22 protein-coding genes are annotated in these 22,086 nt (G+C 69.5%); 21 read left to right on the top strand and 1 reads right to left on the bottom strand.

Features of this window, described 5'->3' with window-relative positions:
• Positions 1-335: 335 nt before the first annotated feature.
• From rho to AB0J76_RS07705, 3 genes are all read left to right on the top strand, one after another.
• The gene (gene rho, locus AB0J76_RS07715) at positions 336-2,324 is read left to right on the top strand and encodes a transcription termination factor Rho (RefSeq protein ID WP_352320389.1); all 1,989 of its coding nucleotides are present in this window, start codon (positions 336-338) and stop codon (positions 2,322-2,324) included.
• A gap of 141 nt (positions 2,325-2,465) precedes the next feature.
• Positions 2,466-3,731 (top strand): sensor domain-containing protein, encoded by a 1,266-nt coding sequence (locus AB0J76_RS07710; protein WP_352320390.1) that lies wholly within the window; start codon positions 2,466-2,468, stop codon positions 3,729-3,731.
• A 10-nt stretch (positions 3,732-3,741) separates the two neighbouring features.
• Positions 3,742-4,377: a response regulator transcription factor gene (locus AB0J76_RS07705; RefSeq protein ID WP_352320392.1), complete on the top strand. Its 636-nt coding sequence runs from the start codon at positions 3,742-3,744 to the stop codon at positions 4,375-4,377.
• 40 nt (positions 4,378-4,417) lie between these two features.
• Here the strand turns inward: AB0J76_RS07705 and AB0J76_RS07700 are convergent, their stop codons facing one another.
• Positions 4,418-5,488 (bottom strand): hypothetical protein, encoded by a 1,071-nt coding sequence (locus AB0J76_RS07700; protein ID WP_352320394.1) that lies wholly within the window; start codon positions 5,486-5,488, stop codon positions 4,418-4,420.
• 221 nt (positions 5,489-5,709) lie between these two features.
• Between AB0J76_RS07700 and rpmE the strand changes: the two genes are divergently transcribed.
• The 18 genes from rpmE to AB0J76_RS07610 all read left to right on the top strand — a co-directional run bounded on the left by rpmE (position 5,710) and on the right by AB0J76_RS07610 (position 22,068).
• Positions 5,710-5,928 carry a 50S ribosomal protein L31 gene (gene rpmE, locus AB0J76_RS07695; protein WP_352320396.1) on the top strand — a complete coding sequence of 73 codons (219 nt, stop codon included), beginning with the start codon at positions 5,710-5,712 and terminating at the stop codon, positions 5,926-5,928.
• Positions 5,929-6,013: 85 nt separating this feature from the next.
• Positions 6,014-7,066: a peptide chain release factor 1 gene (gene prfA / locus AB0J76_RS07690; protein WP_352320398.1), complete on the top strand. Its 1,053-nt coding sequence runs from the start codon at positions 6,014-6,016 to the stop codon at positions 7,064-7,066.
• Positions 7,063-7,917, top strand: coding sequence for a peptide chain release factor N(5)-glutamine methyltransferase (gene prmC / locus AB0J76_RS07685; protein WP_352320399.1), 855 nt, complete (start codon positions 7,063-7,065; stop codon positions 7,915-7,917). The genes prfA and prmC overlap by 4 nt, the downstream gene beginning before the upstream one ends.
• Positions 7,918-7,927: 10 nt before the next feature.
• Positions 7,928-8,575, top strand: coding sequence for an L-threonylcarbamoyladenylate synthase (locus tag AB0J76_RS07680; protein WP_364389101.1), 648 nt, complete (start codon positions 7,928-7,930; stop codon positions 8,573-8,575).
• An 88-nt stretch (positions 8,576-8,663) separates the two neighbouring features.
• Positions 8,664-10,985: a hypothetical protein gene (locus AB0J76_RS07675; RefSeq protein WP_352320403.1), complete on the top strand. Its 2,322-nt coding sequence runs from the start codon at positions 8,664-8,666 to the stop codon at positions 10,983-10,985.
• Positions 10,985-11,359 carry a hypothetical protein gene (locus AB0J76_RS07670; RefSeq protein WP_352320405.1) on the top strand — a complete coding sequence of 125 codons (375 nt, stop codon included), beginning with the start codon at positions 10,985-10,987 and terminating at the stop codon, positions 11,357-11,359. The genes AB0J76_RS07675 and AB0J76_RS07670 overlap by 1 nt, the downstream gene beginning before the upstream one ends.
• 187 nt (positions 11,360-11,546) lie before the next feature.
• Positions 11,547-12,812 (top strand): serine hydroxymethyltransferase, encoded by a 1,266-nt coding sequence (gene glyA, locus AB0J76_RS07665; protein ID WP_352320407.1) that lies wholly within the window; start codon positions 11,547-11,549, stop codon positions 12,810-12,812.
• Between the two features lie 57 nt (positions 12,813-12,869).
• Positions 12,870-14,159, top strand: coding sequence for an MraY family glycosyltransferase (locus AB0J76_RS07660; protein WP_352320408.1), 1,290 nt, complete (start codon positions 12,870-12,872; stop codon positions 14,157-14,159).
• A 131-nt stretch (positions 14,160-14,290) separates the two neighbouring features.
• Positions 14,291-14,713 carry a hypothetical protein gene (locus AB0J76_RS07655; RefSeq protein WP_352320410.1) on the top strand — a complete coding sequence of 141 codons (423 nt, stop codon included), beginning with the start codon at positions 14,291-14,293 and terminating at the stop codon, positions 14,711-14,713.
• A gap of 65 nt (positions 14,714-14,778) precedes the next feature.
• Positions 14,779-14,994 carry an AtpZ/AtpI family protein gene (locus AB0J76_RS07650; RefSeq protein WP_229824207.1) on the top strand — a complete coding sequence of 72 codons (216 nt, stop codon included), beginning with the start codon at positions 14,779-14,781 and terminating at the stop codon, positions 14,992-14,994.
• A 67-nt stretch (positions 14,995-15,061) separates the two neighbouring features.
• The gene (gene atpB, locus AB0J76_RS07645; RefSeq protein ID WP_352320413.1) at positions 15,062-15,859 is read left to right on the top strand and encodes a F0F1 ATP synthase subunit A; all 798 of its coding nucleotides are present in this window, start codon (positions 15,062-15,064) and stop codon (positions 15,857-15,859) included.
• 69 nt (positions 15,860-15,928) lie between these two features.
• Positions 15,929-16,159 carry an ATP synthase F0 subunit C gene (gene atpE, locus AB0J76_RS07640; protein ID WP_138666586.1) on the top strand — a complete coding sequence of 77 codons (231 nt, stop codon included), beginning with the start codon at positions 15,929-15,931 and terminating at the stop codon, positions 16,157-16,159.
• A gap of 32 nt (positions 16,160-16,191) precedes the next feature.
• Positions 16,192-16,743: a F0F1 ATP synthase subunit B gene (locus AB0J76_RS07635; protein ID WP_352320415.1), complete on the top strand. Its 552-nt coding sequence runs from the start codon at positions 16,192-16,194 to the stop codon at positions 16,741-16,743.
• Positions 16,743-17,552, top strand: a complete 810-nt coding sequence (locus AB0J76_RS07630; RefSeq protein WP_352320417.1) for a F0F1 ATP synthase subunit delta — start codon at positions 16,743-16,745, stop codon at positions 17,550-17,552. Before AB0J76_RS07635 ends, AB0J76_RS07630 begins: the two co-directional genes overlap by 1 nt.
• A gap of 40 nt (positions 17,553-17,592) precedes the next feature.
• The gene (gene atpA, locus AB0J76_RS07625) at positions 17,593-19,242 is read left to right on the top strand and encodes a F0F1 ATP synthase subunit alpha (protein WP_352320419.1); all 1,650 of its coding nucleotides are present in this window, start codon (positions 17,593-17,595) and stop codon (positions 19,240-19,242) included.
• Between the two features lie 3 nt (positions 19,243-19,245).
• Complete coding sequence (locus AB0J76_RS07620; RefSeq protein WP_352320421.1) at positions 19,246-20,148, top strand: F0F1 ATP synthase subunit gamma; 903 nt, start codon at positions 19,246-19,248, stop codon at positions 20,146-20,148.
• A gap of 1 nt (position 20,149) precedes the next feature.
• On the top strand, positions 20,150-21,598 hold the full coding sequence (gene atpD / locus AB0J76_RS07615; protein WP_352320423.1) for a F0F1 ATP synthase subunit beta: 1,449 nt from the start codon (positions 20,150-20,152) through the stop codon (positions 21,596-21,598).
• A 68-nt stretch (positions 21,599-21,666) separates the two neighbouring features.
• Positions 21,667-22,068, top strand: coding sequence for a F0F1 ATP synthase subunit epsilon (locus tag AB0J76_RS07610; protein WP_080042501.1), 402 nt, complete (start codon positions 21,667-21,669; stop codon positions 22,066-22,068).
• The last annotated feature ends 18 nt before the right edge of the window (positions 22,069-22,086 follow it).

The following is a 22,086-nucleotide window of genomic DNA, read 5'->3' as shown; positions in this document are numbered from 1 at the left end:
ACGTCGCGAGGCGTGAGCAGCGCGGCTGTCTCCCCGGAATCCGTTGCCTCCGGTTGGCCCACACCCGGTTGGCCCAACGTGAGGCGGCGACGACGGGGACCTGCGCGTTCGACGCACATCGACATCTGGTTGGCGACAGCAATCTGGGGGGTGTCAGCCACGCGCCACGGTCCTGTGGCGGCCTGGACGAACCCCTCCCCAAGAGTGGCGGCCGTCCGCGACAGCCGAAGATCGCAACGTGCACCCCGACCCGGTCTGTCCCGCCGGGTCGCAAGCACCTCCGGGACGCCCGGCAGAACAAAACCGGCGCCCGACCCCTGGGAAGGACCTTTTAGTTGAGCGACACCACCGAACTCCTCTCCGACGCACCAGGCGCTCAGCCCGCGTCCGGCGACACCCCCACCCGCGCCGCGGCCAAGCCTCGTGCGCGTCGCTCCGGCACCGGCCTGTCCGCCAAGGTGCTGCCCGAGCTGCAGAAGATGGCCGCTGAGCTGGGCATCAGCGGCACCGGGCGCATGCGGAAGAGCCAGCTCATCGCGGCCATCCAGGAGAAGCAGGGTGGCGCTTCCGGAGACGGCGCTCCGGCGGCGGCCGCGGTCGAGGCGGCGCCCGTCCTGACGGAGGCCGCGCCTCCCGTGGCCGAGCGGCCCACCCGTACGCGCAGGGAACGTTCCCGCACCAAGCCCGCCGACGAGGCCGCACCGCAGGCCGCCGAGCCGGTGGCCGCGGCCCCCGAGCCCGTGGCCGCGCCGGCCGAGCCGGCCGTCGAGCAGCAGGCCCAGGTCGTGGACGCCGGTCAGGCCGACACGCGGGGCGAGCGCGAGAGCCGCCGCGAGCGGCGCAGCCGCGGCGAGCGCCGTGAGCGTGGCGAGCGCAGCGACCGCGGCGAGCGCGGTGAGCGCAGCGACCGCGGTGAGCGCGGCGACCGTGCCGACCGCGGTGAGGGCGGCCGTGCCGAGAGCAGCCGCGGCGACCAGCGCGCCACGGACACCGGCGGCAGGGGCGACCAGCGCGGCGACCAGCGCGGTGACCAGCGCGGCGGCGACCAGCGCGGCGGCGACCAGCGCGACCAGCGCGGCGGCGACGACGACGAGCGCGGGCGTGGCCGCAGGGGCCGCTTCAGGGAGCGCAACCGCGGCCGCGGCCGTGACCGCTTCGACAGCACCGAGCCCGTCATCGGCGACGACGACGTGCTCATCCCGATCGCCGGCATCCTCGACATCCTCGACAACTACGCGTTCGTCAGGACCAGCGGCTACCTGCCGGGCAGCAACGACGTCTACGTCTCGCTGGCCCAGATCCGCCGCAACGGCCTGCGCAAGGGCGACGTCATCACCGGCGCGGTGCGCCAGCCGCGCGACGGCGAGCGCCGCGAGAAGTTCAACGCCCTGGTCCGCCTCGACACCGTCAACGGCATGGACCCGGAGCAGGCCCGCAACCGGCCCGACTTCAACAAGCTGACGCCGCTCTACCCGCAGGAGCGCCTGCGCCTGGAGACCGAGCACAACATCCTCACCACGCGGATCATCGACCTGGTCTCGCCGATCGGCAAGGGCCAGCGTGGTCTGATCGTCTCGCCGCCGAAGGCCGGCAAGACGATGGTGCTGCAGGCGATCGCCAACGCGATCACCCGCAACAACCCCGAGTGCCACCTGATGGTCGTGCTCGTGGACGAGCGTCCCGAAGAGGTCACCGACATGCAGCGGTCGGTCAAGGGCGAGGTCATCCACTCGACTTTCGACCGTCCGGCCGAAGACCACACCACGGTCGCCGAGCTGGCCATCGAGCGCGCCAAGCGCCTGGTGGAGCTGGGCCACGACGTGGTCGTCCTGCTCGACTCGATCACGCGTCTCGGCCGCGCCTACAACCTGGCGGCCCCGGCCTCCGGTCGTATCCTGTCGGGTGGTGTCGACTCCACGGCGCTCTACCCGCCGAAGCGCTTCTTCGGCGCCGCGCGCAACATCGAGAACGGCGGCTCCCTGACGATCCTCGCCACGGCCCTGGTCGAGACCGGGTCCAAGATGGACGAGGTCATTTTCGAGGAGTTCAAGGGCACCGGCAACATGGAGCTCAAGCTCAACCGCTCCCTGGCCGACAAGCGCATCTTCCCCGCGGTCGACGTCGACGCGTCCGGCACGCGTAAGGAAGAGATCCTCATGGCCAAGGAGGAGCTGCAGATCGTCTGGAAGCTGCGGCGGGTGCTGCACGCTCTGGACATGCAGCAGGCTCTGGAGCTTCTCCTGGAGAAGATGAAGGAGACCAAGTCCAACGCCGAGTTCCTTCTGCAGGTGCAGAAGACCACGGTGAGCAACGACCGCGACTAGCGGCCACGCGCCTTGAGGGGCGGCGGGGAGGTTCTCCCGCCGCCCCTTTCGCATGTCAGGGCGCGGGGTGGGGTTAACCCCACCTGCGGATCGGACGTCTGCTCCATTCACCCCGTCCGCGGCGCCCGGCAGGCTGGGGGCATGCGATCGGTGAGGCTGAAGGACAGGGTGCGGTTCGGGCCGAAGGGGCCGTTAGGGGTGCTGGTGGACCCGATGACCTGGCGGGCGGCTCCGTACCTGCTGGTCAGCGCGGGGTTGGGGCTGGTCTGGTTCGTCGTGGTGGCCATGGCGACGACGGTGGCGGTGCCGCTGGTGATCGTCTGGGTGGGGCTGCCGCTGACGATGGCGACCGTGCTGATGTGGCGCGGCGGGGCGATGCTGGAGCGGCGGCTGATGGGCGCGGCGTTCGGGGTGCGGATCGCCGACCCGTACCGGAGCAGGCCCGAGGGCGGGCTGCTCGCGCACCTCACCTGGCTGCTGGGCGACAAGGCCACCTGGCAGGACCTCGGCTACCTCCTCATGCTCCTCCCGCTGGGCCTGGTCGAGTCCGCGTTGTCGCTCGCCCTGTGGACGGCGACGGCGGTGCTGCTCCTCGCGCCCCTGGCGCGCGTCCTGTACGTCCTGAGCGACGGGCGCACCGGCCTGATCATCGACGACTGGGCGGGCGTGCTGGTCGCGGGCGCGGCCGGAGTGGCGCTGCTCGTCGTGACGGCCTATCTCGTACGGGGCATGGCCTGGCTGCACGGCACCCTGGCCACGGTGCTGCTCGGCGGCAGCGAGGAGGAGCGGCTGCGGGCCAGCCGGGCCAGGGGGATCGACGCCGCCGAGGCCGAACGCCGCAGGATCGAGCGCGACCTGCACGACGGCGCGCAGCAGCGGCTGCTGTCGGTGGCGGTGGACCTCGGACGGGCGCAGGCCAAGTTCGACACCGAGCCGGAGGAGGCCAGGACGCTGATCGTCCAGGCCCACGCGGGCACCAAGGCGGCCATCGCCGAGCTGCGCGACCTGGCCCGCGGCATCCACCCGGCCATCCTCACCGACCGCGGGCTCGACGCGGCGCTGTCCGGGCTGGCCGCGCGGGCCCCGGTGCACGTGGACGTCTCCGTCGAACTGGCCGAACGGCCGCCCGCCGCGGTGGAGAGCATCGCCTACTTCATCGTCGCCGAGGCCCTGACCAACCTCGCCAAGCACTCGGGCGCGACGGAGGCGTCGGTGGCGGTGTTCGAGGGCGACCGCGGCGTGGTCGTGGACGTGTGGGACAACGGCATCGGCGGCGCCGTCGTCACGCCGGACGGCGGGCTGTCGGGCCTGGCCGACCGGGCGGCCACCATCGACGGCGTGCTCGTGCTGCACAGCCCCGTCGGTGGGCCGACGATCGTGCGTGCGGAGCTGCCCTGCGAATGGTAGTCATGTGCACATGCGCGTGGTCATCGCCGAGGATTCCGTACTGTTGCGCGAGGGGCTGGCGCGGTTGCTCGCCGACGGCGGTTTCGAGACCGTCGCTGCGGTCTCCGACGGGCCCGCGCTGGTGGCCGCCGTCCACGAACACGAGCCCGACCTGGCGATCGTCGACGTGCGCATGCCGCCCACCCACACCGACGAGGGGCTGAAGGCGGCGCTGCGGGTGCGCGAGGCCAGGCCCGACTTCCCGATCCTGGTCCTGTCCCAGTACGTCGAGGAGCGCTACGCGGGCGAGCTGATCGGCAAGGCCGTCGGCTACCTGCTGAAGGAACGGGTGGCCGACGTGGCCGAGTTCATGGAGGCGGTGCGCGAGGTGGCGGCGGGCGGCACGGTGATCGATCCTGAGGTCGTCGTGCAACTGCTCAGCCGCAGGCGCAGGGGCGCGCCGCTCGACCTGCTCTCCCCCCGGGAGCGCGAGGTCCTGGCACTGATGGCCGAGGGCCGCTCCAACACCGCGATCGCCTCCAGGCTGGTCGTCACCGAAGGGGCGGTGGAGAAACACGTGTCCGGCATCTTCGCCAAGCTGGCCCTCGGGCCCGCGCCCGAGGACCATCGGCGGGTTCTCGCCGTCCTGACGTATCTGGGTCGCTGATACGGCCTGCACCCGGGGTTGGGGATGCGGGCCGTACCCGCTACCTCACGTCCACGAACTCCTGCGGCGACAGGGAGGTGCGCGTCTTGCTCGTGCCGGGCACCTTGACCTGGAAGTAGCCGTCCTTCTTGGCCTTGAAGGTCTTGCTGTACTTGCCGGCCGAGGTGGCCTTGGCGTAGCCCATGAACTTGTACGTCTTGGTGCCCTTCGTCTTGAAGTACACCTCCACGATCTTGTTCTTGTACGCCTTGGCGCCGCGGTAGACCTTGCCGTAGACCTTGAACGCGCGGCCCTTGGTGACCTTGTTCGGCGCCGAGATCGTCACCCTGGTCTTGGCCTTCTTGGACGCGCCGCCGGTCGGGGCGACGACCGAGAAGGACGCCTCGCCCTTGAGCGTCTGGCCGCCGCGGGTGGCGTACACCTCAAGGGTCCAGTCGCCCTCGGTGGTGTCGTCGGTGAAGTACGTGACGCCGCGGTAGTAGCCGTCCGACTCCTGGGCCAGTGCACCGAGGTCGTAGTACTCGCTGGTGGTGTCGCTGACGAGCTTGGCCGAGACCGTGCCCGCGTCCTTCACCGACGCCTCGACCGTGACCTTGGTGTCCCTGCCCTTGACGAGCTGGACGGGGTCGGGCGTGACGTTCGCGCCGGAGATGCCCTGCTTGCCGGAGACCTTGACGGTGAACGGGGTGGAGTAGCTCGAGCCGCTGCGGGCGACGTTGACGGTGAGCTTCCAGTCGCCCGCCGGGTCGTCCTTGGTGATCGTCCACTTGCCGGTGACCGTCTTCTCGGTCGCCGGGGACGGGGTGGGGGTCGGGGTGGTGGTGGAGGTGCTCGGCGTGAAGTCGAACGACACCGCCCTGGCCGACTTGCCGGGCGGCTCGATGGAGCCGGTCACGCTGGTCACGTTGCCCGGGTTCTTGAGCCTGAGCGTGACGGTGGCGTCGACGTCCTTCTCCAGCGGGACGTACGCGCTCGCCGACGCGTCCCCCGCGAAGTCGTCCGCCAGCGCGTGGGCCGAGGCCGACGCGCCGGTGGCCGAGAGACCGGCGCCTCCGAGGAGAACGGCGGCCCCCGTGGCGGCCGCGAGGAGCAGCCGCACCCTTCTCTTCATCAGTTGGATGATCCTTTGGCTAAGTCCCATTTGTGGGAAAAGTGATGGTTTTGTGCGAGGGAGCCTAGTGTGGCGCGTGCGGCCGCGTCATGAAGATCGCGGGAATGCCCCATGGCCTGGGCAGGTTGCACGATCTGGCACACTGGTAGCTGACCATTTTGCGGTTCCGGTTCACGCCATGCGTGAAGGCGACCCGGCGGCCGCAGCCCGAAAGGACAGCCATGAAGCCCGACATCCACCCCGATTACCACGTGACGCAGGTCTCCTGCTCCTGCGGCAACACGTTCACCACCCGCAGCACCGCGAAGAACGGCGTCATCCACGCCGACGTGTGCTCGGCCTGCCACCCGTTCTACACGGGCAAGCAGAAGATCCTCGACACCGGCGGCCGGGTGGCTCGCTTCGAGAAGCGCTTCGGCAAGAAGGCCACGGGCAAGTAGCTTCACCGACGCCGACCCGGCCGCACCACGTGCGCCGGGTCGGCGTTGTTGGTGAAACGGCATTCAAACCACTGAAGGACCCACGGTGAACCTCGACGAGTTGCTCAAGGAGTATTCCGAGCTGGAGCTGCAGCTTGCCGACCCCGCCGTGCACGCCGACCAGAACAAGGCCCGCACACTCGGCCGGCGCTACAGCCAGCTCACCCCGATCGTCAGCACCTACCGGGAGCTCGACACCGCCCGCGAGGACCTGACGGCGGCCAAGGAACTGGCCGGCGAGGACGAGGGCTTCGCGGCCGAGGCGGCCGAGATCGAGGAGCGCATCCCGCAGCTTGAGGAGAAGCTCAAGCACCTGCTCATCCCGCGCGACCCCAACGATGACAAAGACATCATCATGGAGATCAAGGCGGGCGAGGGCGGCGAGGAGTCCGCGCTGTTCGCCGGCGACCTGCTGCGGATGTACCTGCGCTACGCCGAGCGCCTCGGCTGGAAGACCGAGATCATCGACACCCAGCCCTCCGACCTCGGCGGCTACAAAGACGTCACGGTCGGCATCAAGGCCAAGGGCGACGAGGGCGTGTGGTCCAGGCTCAAGTACGAGGGCGGCGTCCACCGCGTGCAGCGGGTGCCCGTCACCGAGTCCCAGGGCCGCATCCACACCAGCGCCGCGGGCGTGCTGGTCTACCCGGAGGCGGAGGAGGTCGACGTCCAGATCGACCCCAACGACCTGCGCATCGACGTCTACCGCTCCAGCGGTCCCGGTGGCCAGAGCGTCAACACGACCGACTCGGCCGTGCGCATCACCCACCTGCCCACGGGCGTGGTCGTCTCCTGCCAGAACGAGAAGAGCCAGCTCCAGAACAAGGAGTCGGCGATGCGCATCCTGCGGGCCCGGCTGCTGGCCGTGGCCCAGGAGCAGGCCGACGCCGCGGCGCAGGCCGAGCGCAAGTCGCAGGTCCGCACGGTCGACCGTTCCGAGCGCATCCGCACGTACAACTTTCCCGAGAACCGGATTTCCGACCACCGCGTAGGCTTCAAGGCGTATAACCTCGACCAGGTTCTCGACGGCGAGCTCAACGCCGTCACCCAGGCACTCATCGACGCCGAGATGGCGGAGAAGCTCGCACAACACTCATGACATTTCTGCTGGACGAGATCGCTCTCGCCACCGCCCGGCTGGCCGAGGCAGGTGTGCCTTCGCCGCGCACCGACGCGGAGGAGATCGCGGCGTTCGTCCACGGCGTGCGCAGGAGCGAGCTCCACACGGTCAAGGACTCCGACTTCGACGCGCTGTTCTGGGAGGGCATCGCCCGGCGCGAGGCGCGTGAGCCGCTGCAGCACATCACCGGCCACGCGTACTTCCGCTACCTGGAGCTCGCGGTCGGCCCCGGCGTGTTCGTGCCGCGGCCGGAGACCGAGGTCATGGCCGGGTGGGCGATCGAGACCCTGCGCGCCATGGACGTGACGGCGCCGCTCGTCGTCGACCTCGGCACCGGCTCGGGGGCCATCGCGCTGTCGATCGCCCAGGAGGTCGCGCTCGCCGAGGTGCACGCCGTCGAGGTCGACCCCGCGGCCTACACCTGGGCCAAGCGCAACATCTCCGAGCTGGGCCAGGGGCGTACGCACCTGCACCCGGAAGACCTCGCCGAAGCCCTTCCCGAGCTCAACGGCAAGGTCGACCTGGTGATCTCCAACCCGCCGTACATCCCGCCCGGCGCCATCCCGCGCGACCCCGAGGTCCGCGACTACGACCCCTCCAGGGCCCTTTACGGCTCCGGCGACGACGGCCTCGGCGAGGTGCGCGCGGTCGAACGCACCGCCCGCCGGCTGCTGCGCCCCGGCGGCTGGGTGGCCGTCGAACACGCCGACGAGCAGGGCAGGGCCGTCTATCTGACCTTCCCGGAGGACAACGGCTGGCGCGACGTACGCCTGCGCCAGGACCTCACCCGAAGGGACCGCTTCGTCACGGCCAGACTCGGCCAGGACTAGGATGCACGCCGTGGGAAGACGCTTTGACTGCTCCGACCTCGACCAGCGCGCCGAGGGCCTGATCGAGGCCGCCACCGCCGTGCGCCGCGGCGAGCTGGTCGTGCTGCCGACCGACACCGTCTACGGCATCGGCGCCGACGCGTTCATGCCGCCGGCCGTCACCGCGCTGCTCGACGCCAAGGGGCGCGGCCGCGACATGCCGCCGCCCGTGCTCGTGGGCACCGTCAGAGCCGCCACAGCGCTCGTGGACGACCTCGGGCCCTACGGGCAGGATCTCATCGACGCCTTCTGGCCCGGGCCGCTCACGCTGGTCTGCAGGGCGAACAGGGCCCTTTCCTGGGACCTGGGCGACACCAAGGGCACGGTCGCCGTCCGCATGCCGCTCCACCCGGTCGCCCTCGACCTGCTCAAGGAGACCGGCCCGATGGCCGTCTCCAGCGCCAACCGCTCCGGCGCCCCCGCGGCGACGACGGCGGAGGAGGCCCAGGAGCAGCTCGGCGACTCGGTCGCGGTCTACCTCGACGGCGGCAAGACCACCGACAACACGCCCTCGACCATCCTCGACCTCACCACGGCGGTGCCCCGGATGTTGCGCCGCGGCGCGATCCCCGTCGAGAAGCTGCGCGGCATCATCGGCTACGTCGCCACCGACGACTGACGTATACCGTCTTTGCATCCCGGCTGCGGCGACGCCGCGGCCGCGATTACCGTGAGTCCCGGAACGGCGACACGTCCGGGAGTGGCCCATGGGCAAGTTCGACGGCATGGATCCGCAGCTGGTCCGTGACCTGCTGACCGAGGTCAAGCACGCGTCCTCGGCGCTGCGCACGGCCGAGGACCAGGTCAGGGCGGTGCTGAGCCGTGCCGGGCTGTCCACGCGGAGCACCCACCGTCCGGTCCAGGTGGCCGACTTCGCCGATCACATGGTCAAGGACGTCAACGCGCGGCTGGCCGTCCTGGAGAAGCGCGCCGACGGGAAACTGGGCGACACGGCGAAAACGGGCGACACAGCGAAAACGGGCGACACGGCGAGAACGGGCGGCGGCGGCACGGCCGACGAGCCCAAGGAGTCGCCGGGCAGCCGCGACGACAAGTACGGCAACCCCCGCGCCGACGACCCGCCCAAGCACACCGACCCCGCCACTCCGGAACACCCCGCCGACCCGAAGCCCACGCATCCCCCGACCCCGAAGGACCACGACCCGAAACCCACGGACCCACCCCCCAAAACCCCCGACACCAAGCCCACGGACCCACCCGCACCGAAAGACCACGACCCCAAGCCGACGGACCCGCCTGCGTCGAGGGACCACGATCCCAAGCCGACGCATCCGCCGACGCCGAAGGAACCCGACAGCAAGACCGGTGACGACGGTGCCAGGGCCGACGGGGACGGGAAGGCGTGCGACGGCGCCGACAAGGACACCGGGACCAGCGGAAACGACACCCGGACCGACGACCGGACCGGTGAGCGGACCGGCGACCGCGCAGACGGCCGCACCGGCGACCGGATCGGCGACCGAATTGGCGACACCCCGGCCGGCGACGACCCCAAGGCCCCCGACCAGGACAGCAGACGCGATCGGGGAGCGGAGGCCGACACCGGCACGGCCAACGTCCCCGCGAACGACCAGCCGGACGATGCGCACAAGCCCAAGGTCGTGGTGGTCGACGGCGTGAAGGTCCTCCAGGTCCCCATCGACCCGCCCACGGCCGAACAACTGGAATCCCTGCTCAAGAACGTCGACAACGCGCAACCCGCCGACATGCCGACCGTGCGCGCCGATGGCGCCGGGGCGACGGGGGGCGGAGGCGAAGGGCTGTCGGTGCCGACAGGAGAGGGCGGCACCGACCCCTCGGCGACCACCTCGGACAGCACCACCGCCCACCCGCACGGCACCACAACGGCGACCGGCCACCACCATGGCACGTCAGAAGGCACGGGCGCCCACTTCGGCACGGCAGGGGACACCATGTCCCCCAACGGCACCCAAGGCGATGCGGCCACCCACTCGGGGACCACAGGAGACACCTACCGCGGCACCACGGGCGACACAGGCGCCCACCAGGGCATCCCAGGAGACACGGGCAACGCCCACGGCACCCACGCCGACGGCGCCTCCTCCACCCCAACCCGCCCCGACGCCACCGGCAACCAGCCCATCGGCGACCACGGCCGAGCCGACGGCGCAAACGGCCACACGGACACCGGCACAGGCCGAGCCGACGGCTCCGGCGGCGGCGTGAACGACCACGGCCGCTCCGACGGCGGCGCTACGGACACGGGCCGCGGTGACGGCTCCGGCGGTGGCGCGAACAGCGACAACGGCCGCTCCGACGGCGGCGCTACGGACACCGGCCGCAGTGACGGCACCGCCTGCGCCGACGACAAGGCCGCGAACGGCAGCCGCGCTGACGCGGGCACCGGCAACGGCAGCCGTGACGCCGGCGGGGGCACTGGCGGCAACACCCACGGCGGGCGTGCCGATGGGGGCGCGGGTGGTGGGCGTGCCGGTGTAGGTACCGGTGGCGGCGCGGCGGATGCCGGTCGCGCTGACGGCGGGGCGGCGGATGGCGCTCGGGCTGATGGTGGGGCGGTGGACGCTGGTCGGGCGGGTGCGGATGGTGGTGTGGCGGGGCGGGGTGACGGTTCTGGTGGGGTGCGGATTCCGCCTACGGCGCCCGGGGGAGGGGCGGCCGTTTCTGGTGGAGGAGACGTGTCCGCTGGTGGTGGCGTCACAGGGGGGCAGGGCGCGGCTGTTCACGGTGGCGGGGGGCATGGTGTCGGGAGTCATGGGGATGGTGGGGCGCAGGGCTTGGATGGCGGGGGTGCCGGTGGGAAGTGGGTGAGTGAGGGGGACGGGGTTGTGGCTGTGGATGTTTCCGCGGCCGGGCCGGAGGCGATCAGGACTTTGATCGACGATGTCCGCGACGTTCAGCCATTCGACATGCCGTCCATGGAGGTTCCGCCCGGTGAGTACGGCGAGGGTGACTGGGGGCTCAGGGACATCAGGCCGGACGGTCCATCGGGTGAGGTCGATCCCGGGACGTCGGGAAGGAGCGCGTGATGTACGTCGACCCGCCCGCCCCCAGGCCCAGGAGCAGGGACGAGATGCCGCCCGTCACCGCCGCGGGCCCGCTGGACAACCAGCCGCTGGCCTACGAGTTCAACCCCGACTACGAACGTCTCGTCACCGCGTGGAACACCGTCATGCCCATGCTGGAGAAGCTCAGCACGGCCCTCGACAAGGCGTACGCGCTGGCCAAGAGCCCGCAGACCTGGGACGCACCGGTCGGCGATCGATATGTGCAGGACATCCGGGAATGGCGGTCCAAACTGGCTCTCTACCGTCACGCCGTGCTCACCGCGATCAGCGACGAGGCCGACGACACCCCGAGGTGGATCCCCAGCCAGACCGGCGCACCGCACGCCTTCCCCTGACCTCCACCTTCCCCGGAGCTTCTCGGTTCCGGCACTTCGCCTTCCCTGGAGCTCGCCGTCCCTGGAGCATTGCGGTTCCGGTGCTTCGCGGTCCTCCGGTTTTCGTGGGTAAACGACCTCAAGGCCCCCTGCCCGTCACGGGACCAGCTATCTGGGCAAAACGGACATGCGGTCGTACAGTGGAGAAATGGGTGGGGAGCCGTTCTACGGGCCCGACTTCGGGCGGTTGCGGCGGCAGGATCCGGAGCTGGCGCAGGTGCTGCTCGACGAGCTCGAACGCGAACGCACCGGCATCCAGCTGATCGCCGGCGAGAACTTCACCTCCCCCGCGGTCATGGCCGCCCTTGGCTCCACCCTCACCAACAAGTACGCCGAGGGCTACCCCGGCAGGCGCTACTACGGTGGTTGCGAGGTCGTCGACCGGGCCGAACGGCTGGCGGTGGAGCGGGCGCGCAGGCTGTTCGGGGCCGAGCACGCCAACGTCCAGCCGCATTCCGGCGCCGGCGCCAACCTGGCCGCCTACGCCGCCCTGCTGCAGCCCGGCGACACCATGCTCGCCATGGCGCTCCCGCACGGCGGCCATCTCACGCACGGCTCGAAGGTGAACTTCTCGGGACGGTGGTTCGACGTCGCCTCCTACGGCGTGCGGCGCGACACCGAGCTCATCGACTACGACGAGGTGCGGGACGTGGCGCTGCGACGCCGGCCGAAGGTCATCGTGTGCGGCGCGACGGCGTACCCGCGGCTGATCGACTTCTCGGTGTTCCGCGGCATCGCCGACGAGGTGGGCGCGTGGCTGCTGGCCGACGTGGCGCACCCGATCGGGCTGATGGCGGGCGGGGTGATCCCGTCGGCGGTGCCGTACGCGGACGTCGTGACGCTGACCACGCACAAGGTGCTGCGCGGGCCGCGCGGCGGCGCGATCCTGTGCACGGAGGAGCTGGCCGCCAAGATCGACCGGGCGGTGTTCCCGTTCGTGCAGGGCGGGCCGCTGATGCACGCGGTGGCGGCCAAGGCGGTGGCGTTCGGGGAGGCGCTGCGGCCGGAGTTCGCCGAGTACGCGAGCCGCGTCGTCGCCAACGCCCGCACGCTCGCCGACGCGCTGGACGGGGAGGGCATGCGTCCGGTCACCGGCGGCACCGACACCCACCTGGCCCTGATCGACCTGCGTGAGCTGGGCGTCTCGGGCGCCGAGGCCGAACGGCGCTGCGTGGCCGCCGGGATCACCCTCAACCGCAACGTCATCCCGTACGATCCGGAGCCGGCGGCCGTCACCTCCGGGATCCGGGTGGGCACGGCCTGTGTGACCACGCAGGGCATGGGCCCGCGCGAGATGAAGGAGTTGGGAAGTCTGCTGTCGATGTCCGTGCGCGACCCGGCCGCAGCGCCCGAGGTCAGGGAAAGAGTGGCGGCGCTTCTCGCCATCCATCAGCCATATCTCAGCGAATATTAAGCTGGTCTGTGTCGGTTTCCGGTCACAGCTGGCCGGAGCATCCGGGAAACTAGGTCCGTGCGCGAATACCTGTTCATGGCGCTCATCTCGGCAGCGGTGACGTATCTGCTGGTCCCGCTGGTGCGCCGCTTCGCCATCCGCATCGGCGCCATGCCCGAGGTTCGCGAGCGCGACGTGCACACCACGCCGACTCCGAGGCTCGGCGGCCTGGCCATGTACGGCGGCCTGGTGGTCGGCCTGCTGGTCGCCAGCCAGCTGAAACACACGGGCGCGGCGCTGTCGGGATACGACGGCAGAGCCGTCACCGCGTTGATCGTCGCCGGCGGCCTGATCACGCTCACCGGCTTCCTCGACGACTGGTGGGGCATGGACGCCTTCATCAAGCTCGGCGGGCAGATTGCGGCGGCGGGCGTGCTGGTCTACTTCGACCTGCGGCTGCTCTACATCCCGCTGCCGAAGGACTGGGGCGGCTCCACGAGCCTCGACTACACGCTGAGCACGATCATCACCATCATGATCGTGGTGGTCACCATCAACGCCGTGAACTTCGTCGACGGGCTCGACGGGCTCGCGGCCGGCATCGTGTGCATCGCCGCCATGGCCACGTGGGCGTACTCGATCCTGCTGGCCCAGAGCATGAGCGTGGGGAACATCACCACGACGGCGGCCATCGCGGCCGTGCTCATCGGCACGTGCCTGGGCTTCCTGCCGCACAACTTCCATCCGGCCAAGATCTTCATGGGCGACACCGGGGCGATGCTGATCGGGCTGGTGCTCGCCTCCTCCATCGTCACGGTGACGCCGCTCGACCCGGCCGCCATCGAGGACATGAACAAGGTCCCGGTGCTGCTGCCGCTGATGTTGCCGGCGGCGGTGCTGGTCCTGCCGCTGATCGACCTGATCACCGCCGTGGTCCGGCGCACGTCCCACGGCATGTCGCCGTTCGCGCCCGACCGCGGTCACCTGCACCACCGGCTGCTGGACATCGGCCACTCGCACCGCCGCTCGGTGCTGATCATGTACGCGTGGGCGTTCCTGTTCGCCTTCGGCCTGGTGGCGATGTCCCGCGAGGGCGTGCCGGTGCTGCTGTTCGTCGTGGTGATCGTGCTGGCGCTGGCGGTGCTCGTCCTGATGGCCGCGCCGCGGTGGCGGGGGAGGGGCGGCGCGCACGCCGCCACGCGCGACAAGCAGCCCGACGACGACGGCCCGCCCACCGGCCCGATGCCGCCGATCGGCCCGGACACCCAGGTCAGGCGGCAGATGCCGCCGCAGGGCGGCCCTTCGGCGCAGGAACGCGCGAGCGCCGAGGGCAAACCGGTCATTCCTGCATTTCCGAGCCGTCCGTGATCGGGAACTAGAAACGGCAGGTAAAAGCGGTCTTCCGTGAGCTTGTGATATCTTTCACGAGCAGGGACCTCCGGACGCACATGTTCTGGAGGTAGCAAACGCTCGCTTGACAACATGCTGATGGAGCACCGATGCAGGCCAACGACGTGCGCGTACTCAAGAGCGCCGCTGTTCCGACCTTCGCGGTCGGGGTGGTCGCGGTCATCGTGGCGTTCCTCCTCGCGGGCGGCAAGGGAGCGCTCGGCGCGGCCCTCGGCACCTTGCTCGTCGGGGTTTTCTTCAGCATCAGCGTGGTAGCGGTCTCCTATGCCGCCCGCGTCTCCCCGCAGATGATGGCGATCGCGGCCATGGTCAGCTACCTCGTCAAGGTCATCGCCATCATGGCGGTGCTCACCGCCTTCCGTGAGACCACCGCCTGGAACACCCAGGCCTTCGCGTGGTCCGTGGTCGGATGCACGCTCGTCTGGACCGGGTTCGAGGTCCGCGCGTTCATGAAGACCAAGATGCTCTACGTCGACCCCGAAGCCTCGGTCCCCGGAAAGGGCGACTCATGAGGCAGGTAAAGGGATGGGGTCCGATATGACTAGTCCTCCACTCGCCTGCTATCGTCGGGGCCGCGATGAGCGCACAGGAACGCCGGCCGGAACACGACGGTCGCGACTTCTCCGATGCCATGTGGTCAGTCCCCAGCTATCTGCTCGCCGGGATGGCGGTCTATGGCGGTCTCGGGTGGTTGCTGGACCGGTGGCTCGACATGTCCGCGTTCTTCCCCATAGGCGTGGTCCTTGGGGTCGTGCTCGGCGGCTACGCGGTCTACCGGAAGTTCGGTCGCTAACCCGACGCAGCGATCGCCTCGCTGAGGAAACCCTTGTGATCCACTACGACGTTGAAGGGAACGCCGCGTGATTGCGCTGACGGTCCTCGCCCCCGAAGACAACTTCCGGGCGCCATCGCCCGATGAGCTGTTCAATTCGTTCACGCCGATCATTCCCGGGGTGACCTGGTTCACCAAGCCGGTGCTGCTGGCGATGCTCAGCGCGCTCGTGGTGATCGCCGTGTGCTGGGTGGCCTTCGCCAAGCCGAAGCTCGTGCCGAGGGGCACCCAGAACGTCGTCGAGTACGGCTACATGTTCGTCCGCGACCAGATCGCCCGGCCGTTCCTCGGCAAGGACGCCGATCGGTGGATGGGCCTGCTGGTCACGCTCTTCTTCCTGGTCCTGTTCTGGAACATCCTCGGGGTGATCCCGCTCGCGCAGTTCCCGGTCGCCTCGCACATCGCGTTCCCGGCCGTCCTCGCGCTCTCGATCTACGCGATCAAGATCTACCTGGGCGTCAAGCACCAGGGCGGCATCGGCTACTTCAAGAACATGATGTTCCCGCCCGGCCTGCCCAAGCCCATCTACTTCCTTCTGGCGCCGATCGAGTTCCTGTCGAACATGATCATCGCGCCGTTCACGCACGCGGTCCGACTGTTCGCGAACATGTTCGCCGGTCACATGCTGCTCGCGTTCTTCAGCATGGTCGGCTTCTGGTTCCTGTTCGAGAAGCTGACGCCCTTGGGCGCACCCGTCGGCGTGGTGGGCGTGCTCATGACGATCCTCCTGACCGGGTTCGAGATGTTCATCCAGTTCCTGCAGGCGTTCCTGTTCGCGATGCTGGCGTCGATGTACATCGGCGGCGCGCTGCACCCGGATCACTGAGAACCACATACCGGAATATCCATGACCGGTGGGACTCCCTTCACCGGCCGTCCAGTAAAGGAAATAGCAATGAGCGTTCTCGCTGAGGTCTCCGGCAACGTCACCGCCATCGGTTACGGTCTCGCCGCCATCGGCCCCGGCATCGGCGTCGGCATCATCTTCGGTCAGGGCGTGCAGGCCATCGCGCGTCAGCCCGAGGCTTACGGCCTGATCCGCCAGAACATGCTCCTCGGCTTCGTCCTCACCGAGGCCCTCGCCCTGATCGGTCTGGTCGCGCCCTTCATCTTCCAGGGCATCTAGGACCAGAAGAATTCTGACGAAAGGCTGCACCCATGATTAAGGCAGCTACGCTCCTCGCGCAGGAAGAAGGGGCGAACCCGCTCCTTCCGCACACGTTCGAGCTCGTCGTCGGTATCTTCTCGTTCCTCGTCGTCCTCCTCGTCGTCGGCAAGATTCTCGTTCCGCGCATCCAGAAGACTCTGGCCGAGCGGACCGACGCGATCGAGGGTGGCATCAAGAGGGCTGAGGAGGCCCAGGCCGAGGCGCAGAACCTCCAGCGGCAGTACGCGCAGCAGCTCGAGGAGGCCCGCCGCGAGGCCGGCCGGCTCCGCGAAGAGGCTCGCGAGCAGGCCGCGCAGATCAAGGCGGAGCTCCGCGAGGAGGCGCAGGCCGAGGCCCGTCGTCTCGTCGAGGCCGCGCACGCCCAGATCGAGGCCGACCGCGCCGCCGCGTTCGCGCAGCTCCGCACGGAGATCGGCCGCCTGTCCACCGAGCTGGCCGGCCGCATCGTCGGCGAGTCCCTCGAGGACGAGGTCCGCCAGAGCCGGATCGTGGACAGGTTCCTCGACGAGCTCGAGAGCAGCAACGCGCAGGCGGTGCGCTAATGAGAGGTCTGAGCAGGACCTCGTTGGCAGAGGTCGAGGAGCGCTTCAACGCGGTCGCGGGCAGCGCCGACCTCGGCGCGCTCTCCGACGAGTTGTTCGCCGTCGCGGATCTGCTCGACCGCGAGCACGGCCTGCGCCGGGCGCTGTCCGACCCGGCCAGGCCCGCCGAGCAGAAGGCGGGCACCATCCGCGCCCTGCTCGGCGGCAAGGTCTCCGAGGCGGCCATCGCCACGACCGAGGCCGCGGTCTCGGTCCGGTGGTCGCGCGCCGGTGACCTGGCCGACTCGCTCGAACGGCTCGGCGTCGTCGCCGCGGCCGCCGAGGCGGAGGGCCAGTCCAGGCTCGACGACGTGGAGGACGAGCTCTTCCGCTTCGGCCGCATCGTCGCCGCCAACCCCGACCTCCGACGCGCGCTCGCCGACGCGGCCGCGCCCGCGGAGGGCAAGCGGCAGCTGCTGGGCGACCTGCTCGGCGGCAAGGTCGCCCCCACCAGCCAGCGCCTGATCACGCAGCTGGCGGTGCACCCGCGAGGGCGTAGCCTGGAGACGGGCTTGGAGGAGTTCGGCCAGCTCGTGGCCCAGCAGCGCCGGCGCCTGGTGGCGGTCGTGCGCAGCGCGGTCGAGCTGTCCGACGCGCAGAAGCAGCGACTGGCCGACTGGCTGCGCACCTCCTACGGTCGCGACGTGCACCTGAACGTCGAGGTGGACAAGCGAGTGCTCGGTGGGTTCTCGGTCCGCATCGGCGACGAGATCATCGACACCACGATCGTGGGACGAATTGAAGAAGTCCGCCGCCGGTTGGCCGGCTGAGGCGCAGTGAGCGCCGAATGAATAGGGAGACAGAGTAGAGATGGCGGAGCTTACGATCCGGCCGGACGAGATCCGGGACGCGCTTGAGCGCTTCGTCCAGGCGTACGAACCGGAAGGCGCCGCGCGCGAGGAGATCGGGACCGTCGTCGACGCCGGCGACGGCATTGCCCATGTCTCCGGCCTTCCCTCGGCGATGGCGAACGAGCTGCTCGAGTTCGAGGACGGCACGCGCGGCCTGGCCCTGAACCTCGACCCCCGAGAGATCGGCGTCGTGGTCCTGGGCGACTTCAGCAAGATCGAGGAAGGCCAGACGGTCCGCCGGACGGGCGAGGTCCTGTCCGTGCCGGTCGGCGACAACTTCCTCGGCCGTGTGGTCGACCCGCTCGGCAACCCCCTCGACGGCAAGGGCGCGATCGAGTCCGAGGGCCTGCGCGCCCTCGAACTGCAGGCCCCCTCGGTCGTCCAGCGGCAGCCGGTGAAGCAGCCGCTGCAGACCGGCATCAAGGCGATCGACGCCATGACGCCGATCGGCCGCGGCCAGCGCCAGCTGATCATCGGTGACCGTGGCACGGGCAAGACCGCCGTGGCCGTCGACACCATCCTCAACCAGCGCGACAACTGGCTGTCGGGCGACCCCGAGAAGCAGGTGCGCTGCGTCTACGTCGCGGTCGGCCAGAAGGGCTCGACGATCGCCCAGGTGCGCTCCCGTCTCGAAGAGGCCGGCGCCCTGGAGTACACCACGATCGTCGCCGCCCCGGCCTCCGACCCGGCCGGTTACAAGTACATCGCCCCCTACACCGGTTCGGCCATCGGCCAGCACTGGATGTACCAGGGCAAGCACGTCCTCATCATCTTCGACGACCTCACCAAGCAGGCCGACGCCTACCGCGCCGTCTCGCTGCTGCTTCGCCGCCCGCCGGGCCGCGAGGCGTTCCCCGGTGACGTCTTCTACCTCCACTCCCGTCTGCTGGAGCGCTGCGCCAAGCTCTCCGCCGACATGGGCGGCGGTTCGATGACCGGTCTTCCGATCATCGAGACCAAGGGCAACGACGTGTCGGCGTTCATCCCGACCAACGTCATCTCCATCACCGACGGCCAGATCTTCCTGGAGACCGACTACTTCAACGCCGGTATCCGTCCCGCCATCAACGTCGGTATCTCGGTCTCCCGAGTCGGTGGCTCGGCGCAGATCAAGGCGATGCGCAAGGTGGCCGGCACGCTGCGTCTGTCGCTGTCGCAGTACCGCGACCTGGAGGCCTTCGCGGCCTTCGCCTCCGACCTGGACGCGGCCTCCCGCGCCCAGCTGGAGCGCGGTCAGCGCCTGACCGAGCTGCTCATCCAGCCGCAGTACTCGCCGTTCTCCGTGGAGCGTCAGGTCGTGTCGGTGTGGGCGGGCACGACGGGTGAGCTCGACGAGGTTCCGATCGAGGACATCCGCCGCTTCGAGCAGGAGTTCCTCGACTACCTGCAGAGCAGCCACAAGGGCATCTTCGACAGCATCCGCGAGACCAACGAGCTGTCCGACGACGCGGTGACCAGCCTCAAGGACGCCGTCACGGAGTTCAAGAAGGGCTTCACCACCTCTTCGGGCGAGCTCCTGGTCAAGGACGAGCCGGTGGCGCCGCTCGAGGCCGACGAGGTCGGCCAGGAGAAGATCAAGAAGGTCGTCCGTCCGGCGACGGAGAAGTAGCTCATGGGTGCCCAGCTAAGGCTGCTGCGGCGGCGGATCAGGTCGGTCAAGTCGACCGCCAAGATCACGCGCGCCCAGGAGCTCATCGCCTCCTCGCGGATCGTGAAGGCGCAGATGCGGATGCAGGCGGCGCTGCCGTACGAGCGTGAGATCACTCGCGCCGTCACCGGCGTCGTCAGCAACGCGGCCAGCGTCGACCATCCGTTGACCGTGGCGAAGGAGAACCCCGCCAAGGCGGGCGTCCTCATCGTCACCAGCGACAGCGGGTTCTGTGGCGGCTTCAACGCCAACGTCCTGCGCGAGGCCGAGGCCTTGCGCGGGCTGCTGGAGAGCCGCGGCCTGACGGTGGTGCCGTTCGTCACCGGCCGGAAGGGTGTCACCTGGCACAGCTTCCGCAACCGTACGATGGGCGGCCAGTGGGTCGGCTTCTCCAGGAAGCCGGCCTACGCCGACGCCAAGGAGATCGCGCAGACGCTGATCGACTCCTTCAAGGAAGAGGCGGGGATCGACGAGATCCACATCGTCTCGACCGAGTTCGTCTCGATGCTGACCCAGAACGTCGTGGTCAAGCGCGTGCTGCCGCTGGAGGTCGAGGAGACCGAGGCGACGGCCACCGAGACGATCCCGCCGTACTTCGAGTTCGAGCCCACCGCGGGCGACGTGCTCGAGACGCTGCTGCCGCGCTATGTGGAGTCCCGCATCTTCACGGCGCTGCTGCAGTCGGCTGCTTCGGAGGAGGCCGCGCGCCGCCGCGCCATGAAGTCCGCCACGGACAACGCCAACGAGCTGATCCGCGTGTTCACCATGCAGATGAACCAGGCTCGCCAGGCCGAGATCACCCAGGAAATCAGCGAGATCGTCGGAGGCGCCAACGCGCTGGCTGACGCCGCAGCGGGGAAAGAGTGAAATGACTGCAGAGGCTGTTGAGACTGTTGAGCCCACGTCGGCCGGTGCCGGTCGTGTGGCCAGCGTCAAGGGGCCCGTCGTCGACGTGGAGTTCCCCGTCGAGGCGATGCCCGAGATCTACAACGCGCTCAACGTCGAGGTGACCCTCGGCGGCGAGACCAAGACCCTGACCATGGAGGTCGCCCAGCACCTGGGTGACAACCTGGTTCGCGCCATCTCCATGCAGCCCACCGACGGCCTGGTCCGCGGTACGGCCGTCACCGACTCCGGCCACCCGATCTCGGTGCCCGTCGGCGACGTCGTCAAGGGTCACGTGTGGAACGCGCTCGGCGAGTCGCTCGACGTGCCGACCGCTTCGCTCCAGGTCACCGAGAAGTGGGGCATCCACCGGCCGTCCCCGCCCTTCGACCAGCTCGAGTCCCGTACCGAGATGCTGGTCACGGGTATCAAGGTCATCGACCTGCTCACCCCGTACGTGCAGGGTGGCAAGATCGGCCTGTTCGGTGGCGCCGGTGTGGGCAAGACGGTTCTCATCCAGGAGATGATCCGCCGTGTCGCCCGCAACTTCGGTGGCACCTCGGTGTTCGCCGGCGTCGGCGAGCGCACCCGTGAGGGCAACGACCTCTGGCTGGAGATGGAGGAGGCGGACGTCCTCAAGGACACCGCGCTCGTCTTCGGCCAGATGGACGAGCCGCCGGGCACCCGTCTGCGGGTGGCCCTGTCCGCGCTGACGATGGCGGAGTACTTCCGCGACGTGCAGAAGCAGGACGTGCTGCTGTTCATCGACAACATCTTCCGCTTCACGCAGGCGGGCTCGGAGGTCTCCACCCTCCTCGGCCGCATGCCGTCCGCGGTGGGTTACCAGCCGACGCTGGCCGACGAGATGGGTGTGCTCCAGGAGCGCATCACCTCGACGCGCGGTCACTCGATCACCTCCATGCAGGCGATCTACGTGCCCGCCGACGACATCACCGACCCGGCCCCGCACAACGCGTTCGCGCACCTCGACGCGCAGACCGTGCTGTCCCGGCCGATCTCGGAGAAGGGCATCTACCCCGCGGTGGACCCGCTCGACTCCACCTCCCGGATCCTCGACCCGCAGGTCGTGGGCGAGGAGCACTACCGGGTGGCCCAGGAGACCAAGCGGATCCTGCAGAAGTACCGCGAGCTCCAGGACATCATCGCGATCCTCGGTATCGACGAGCTGTCCGAAGAGGACAAGGTCACCGTGCAGCGGGCCCGCCGCATCGAGCGGTTCCTGTCGCACCCGATGTACGCCGCCGAGGCGTTCACCGGCCAGCCGGGCGAGAACGTCCCGCTGGACGAGACGATCGCCTCCTTCAAGGGCCTGTGCGCCGGCGAGTACGACCACCTGCCCGAGCAGGCGTTCTTCATGGTCGGCGGCATCGACCAGGCCGTGGCCAAGGCCAAGGAACTCGAGCGTCGCTGATCGCCCTACGGTAGTGGCACGGGTGGGAGAACCCGTGCCGCTACCTGATCGGAAAGGAACCTGCTGAAGTGGCGAAGCTACGCGTAGGGGTTGTCTCACCCGAGCGTGAGATCTGGTCGGGCGAGGCCGACATGGTGATTGCCAAGACCGTTGACGGCGAGATCGGTATTATGCCGCAACACGCACCCGTGCTCGGCGTCCTCGTCGAGGGCGGCGTGCTGCGCGTCAAGCGGGAAGGTGAGCCCGAGCTCGTCGCGGCCGTTCACGGGGGGTTCATCTCCGTGGCCGATGATGAGGTGTCGGTGCTCGCCGAGGTCGCCGAGCTCGGTTCCGAGGTCGACGTCGCGGCCGCCCGAGACGCTCTCGACCGGGCTCAGGCCTCGATCGAGGCCAACCAGGAGGACGCCGACGCGGCGATCGAGGCCAAGCGGGCCAGGGCCCGGCTGCGCGCGGCGGGCGAAGAGGTTTAATACATACAACGGGATTCA

The sequence above is a fragment of the Nonomuraea sp. NPDC049624 genome, assembly GCF_040675255.1.
Classification (GTDB): Bacteria; Actinomycetota; Actinomycetes; order Streptosporangiales; family Streptosporangiaceae; genus Nonomuraea.
Note: the sequence above shows the minus strand (reverse complement) of the source record. Positions and strands in the feature narration are given on the sequence as shown.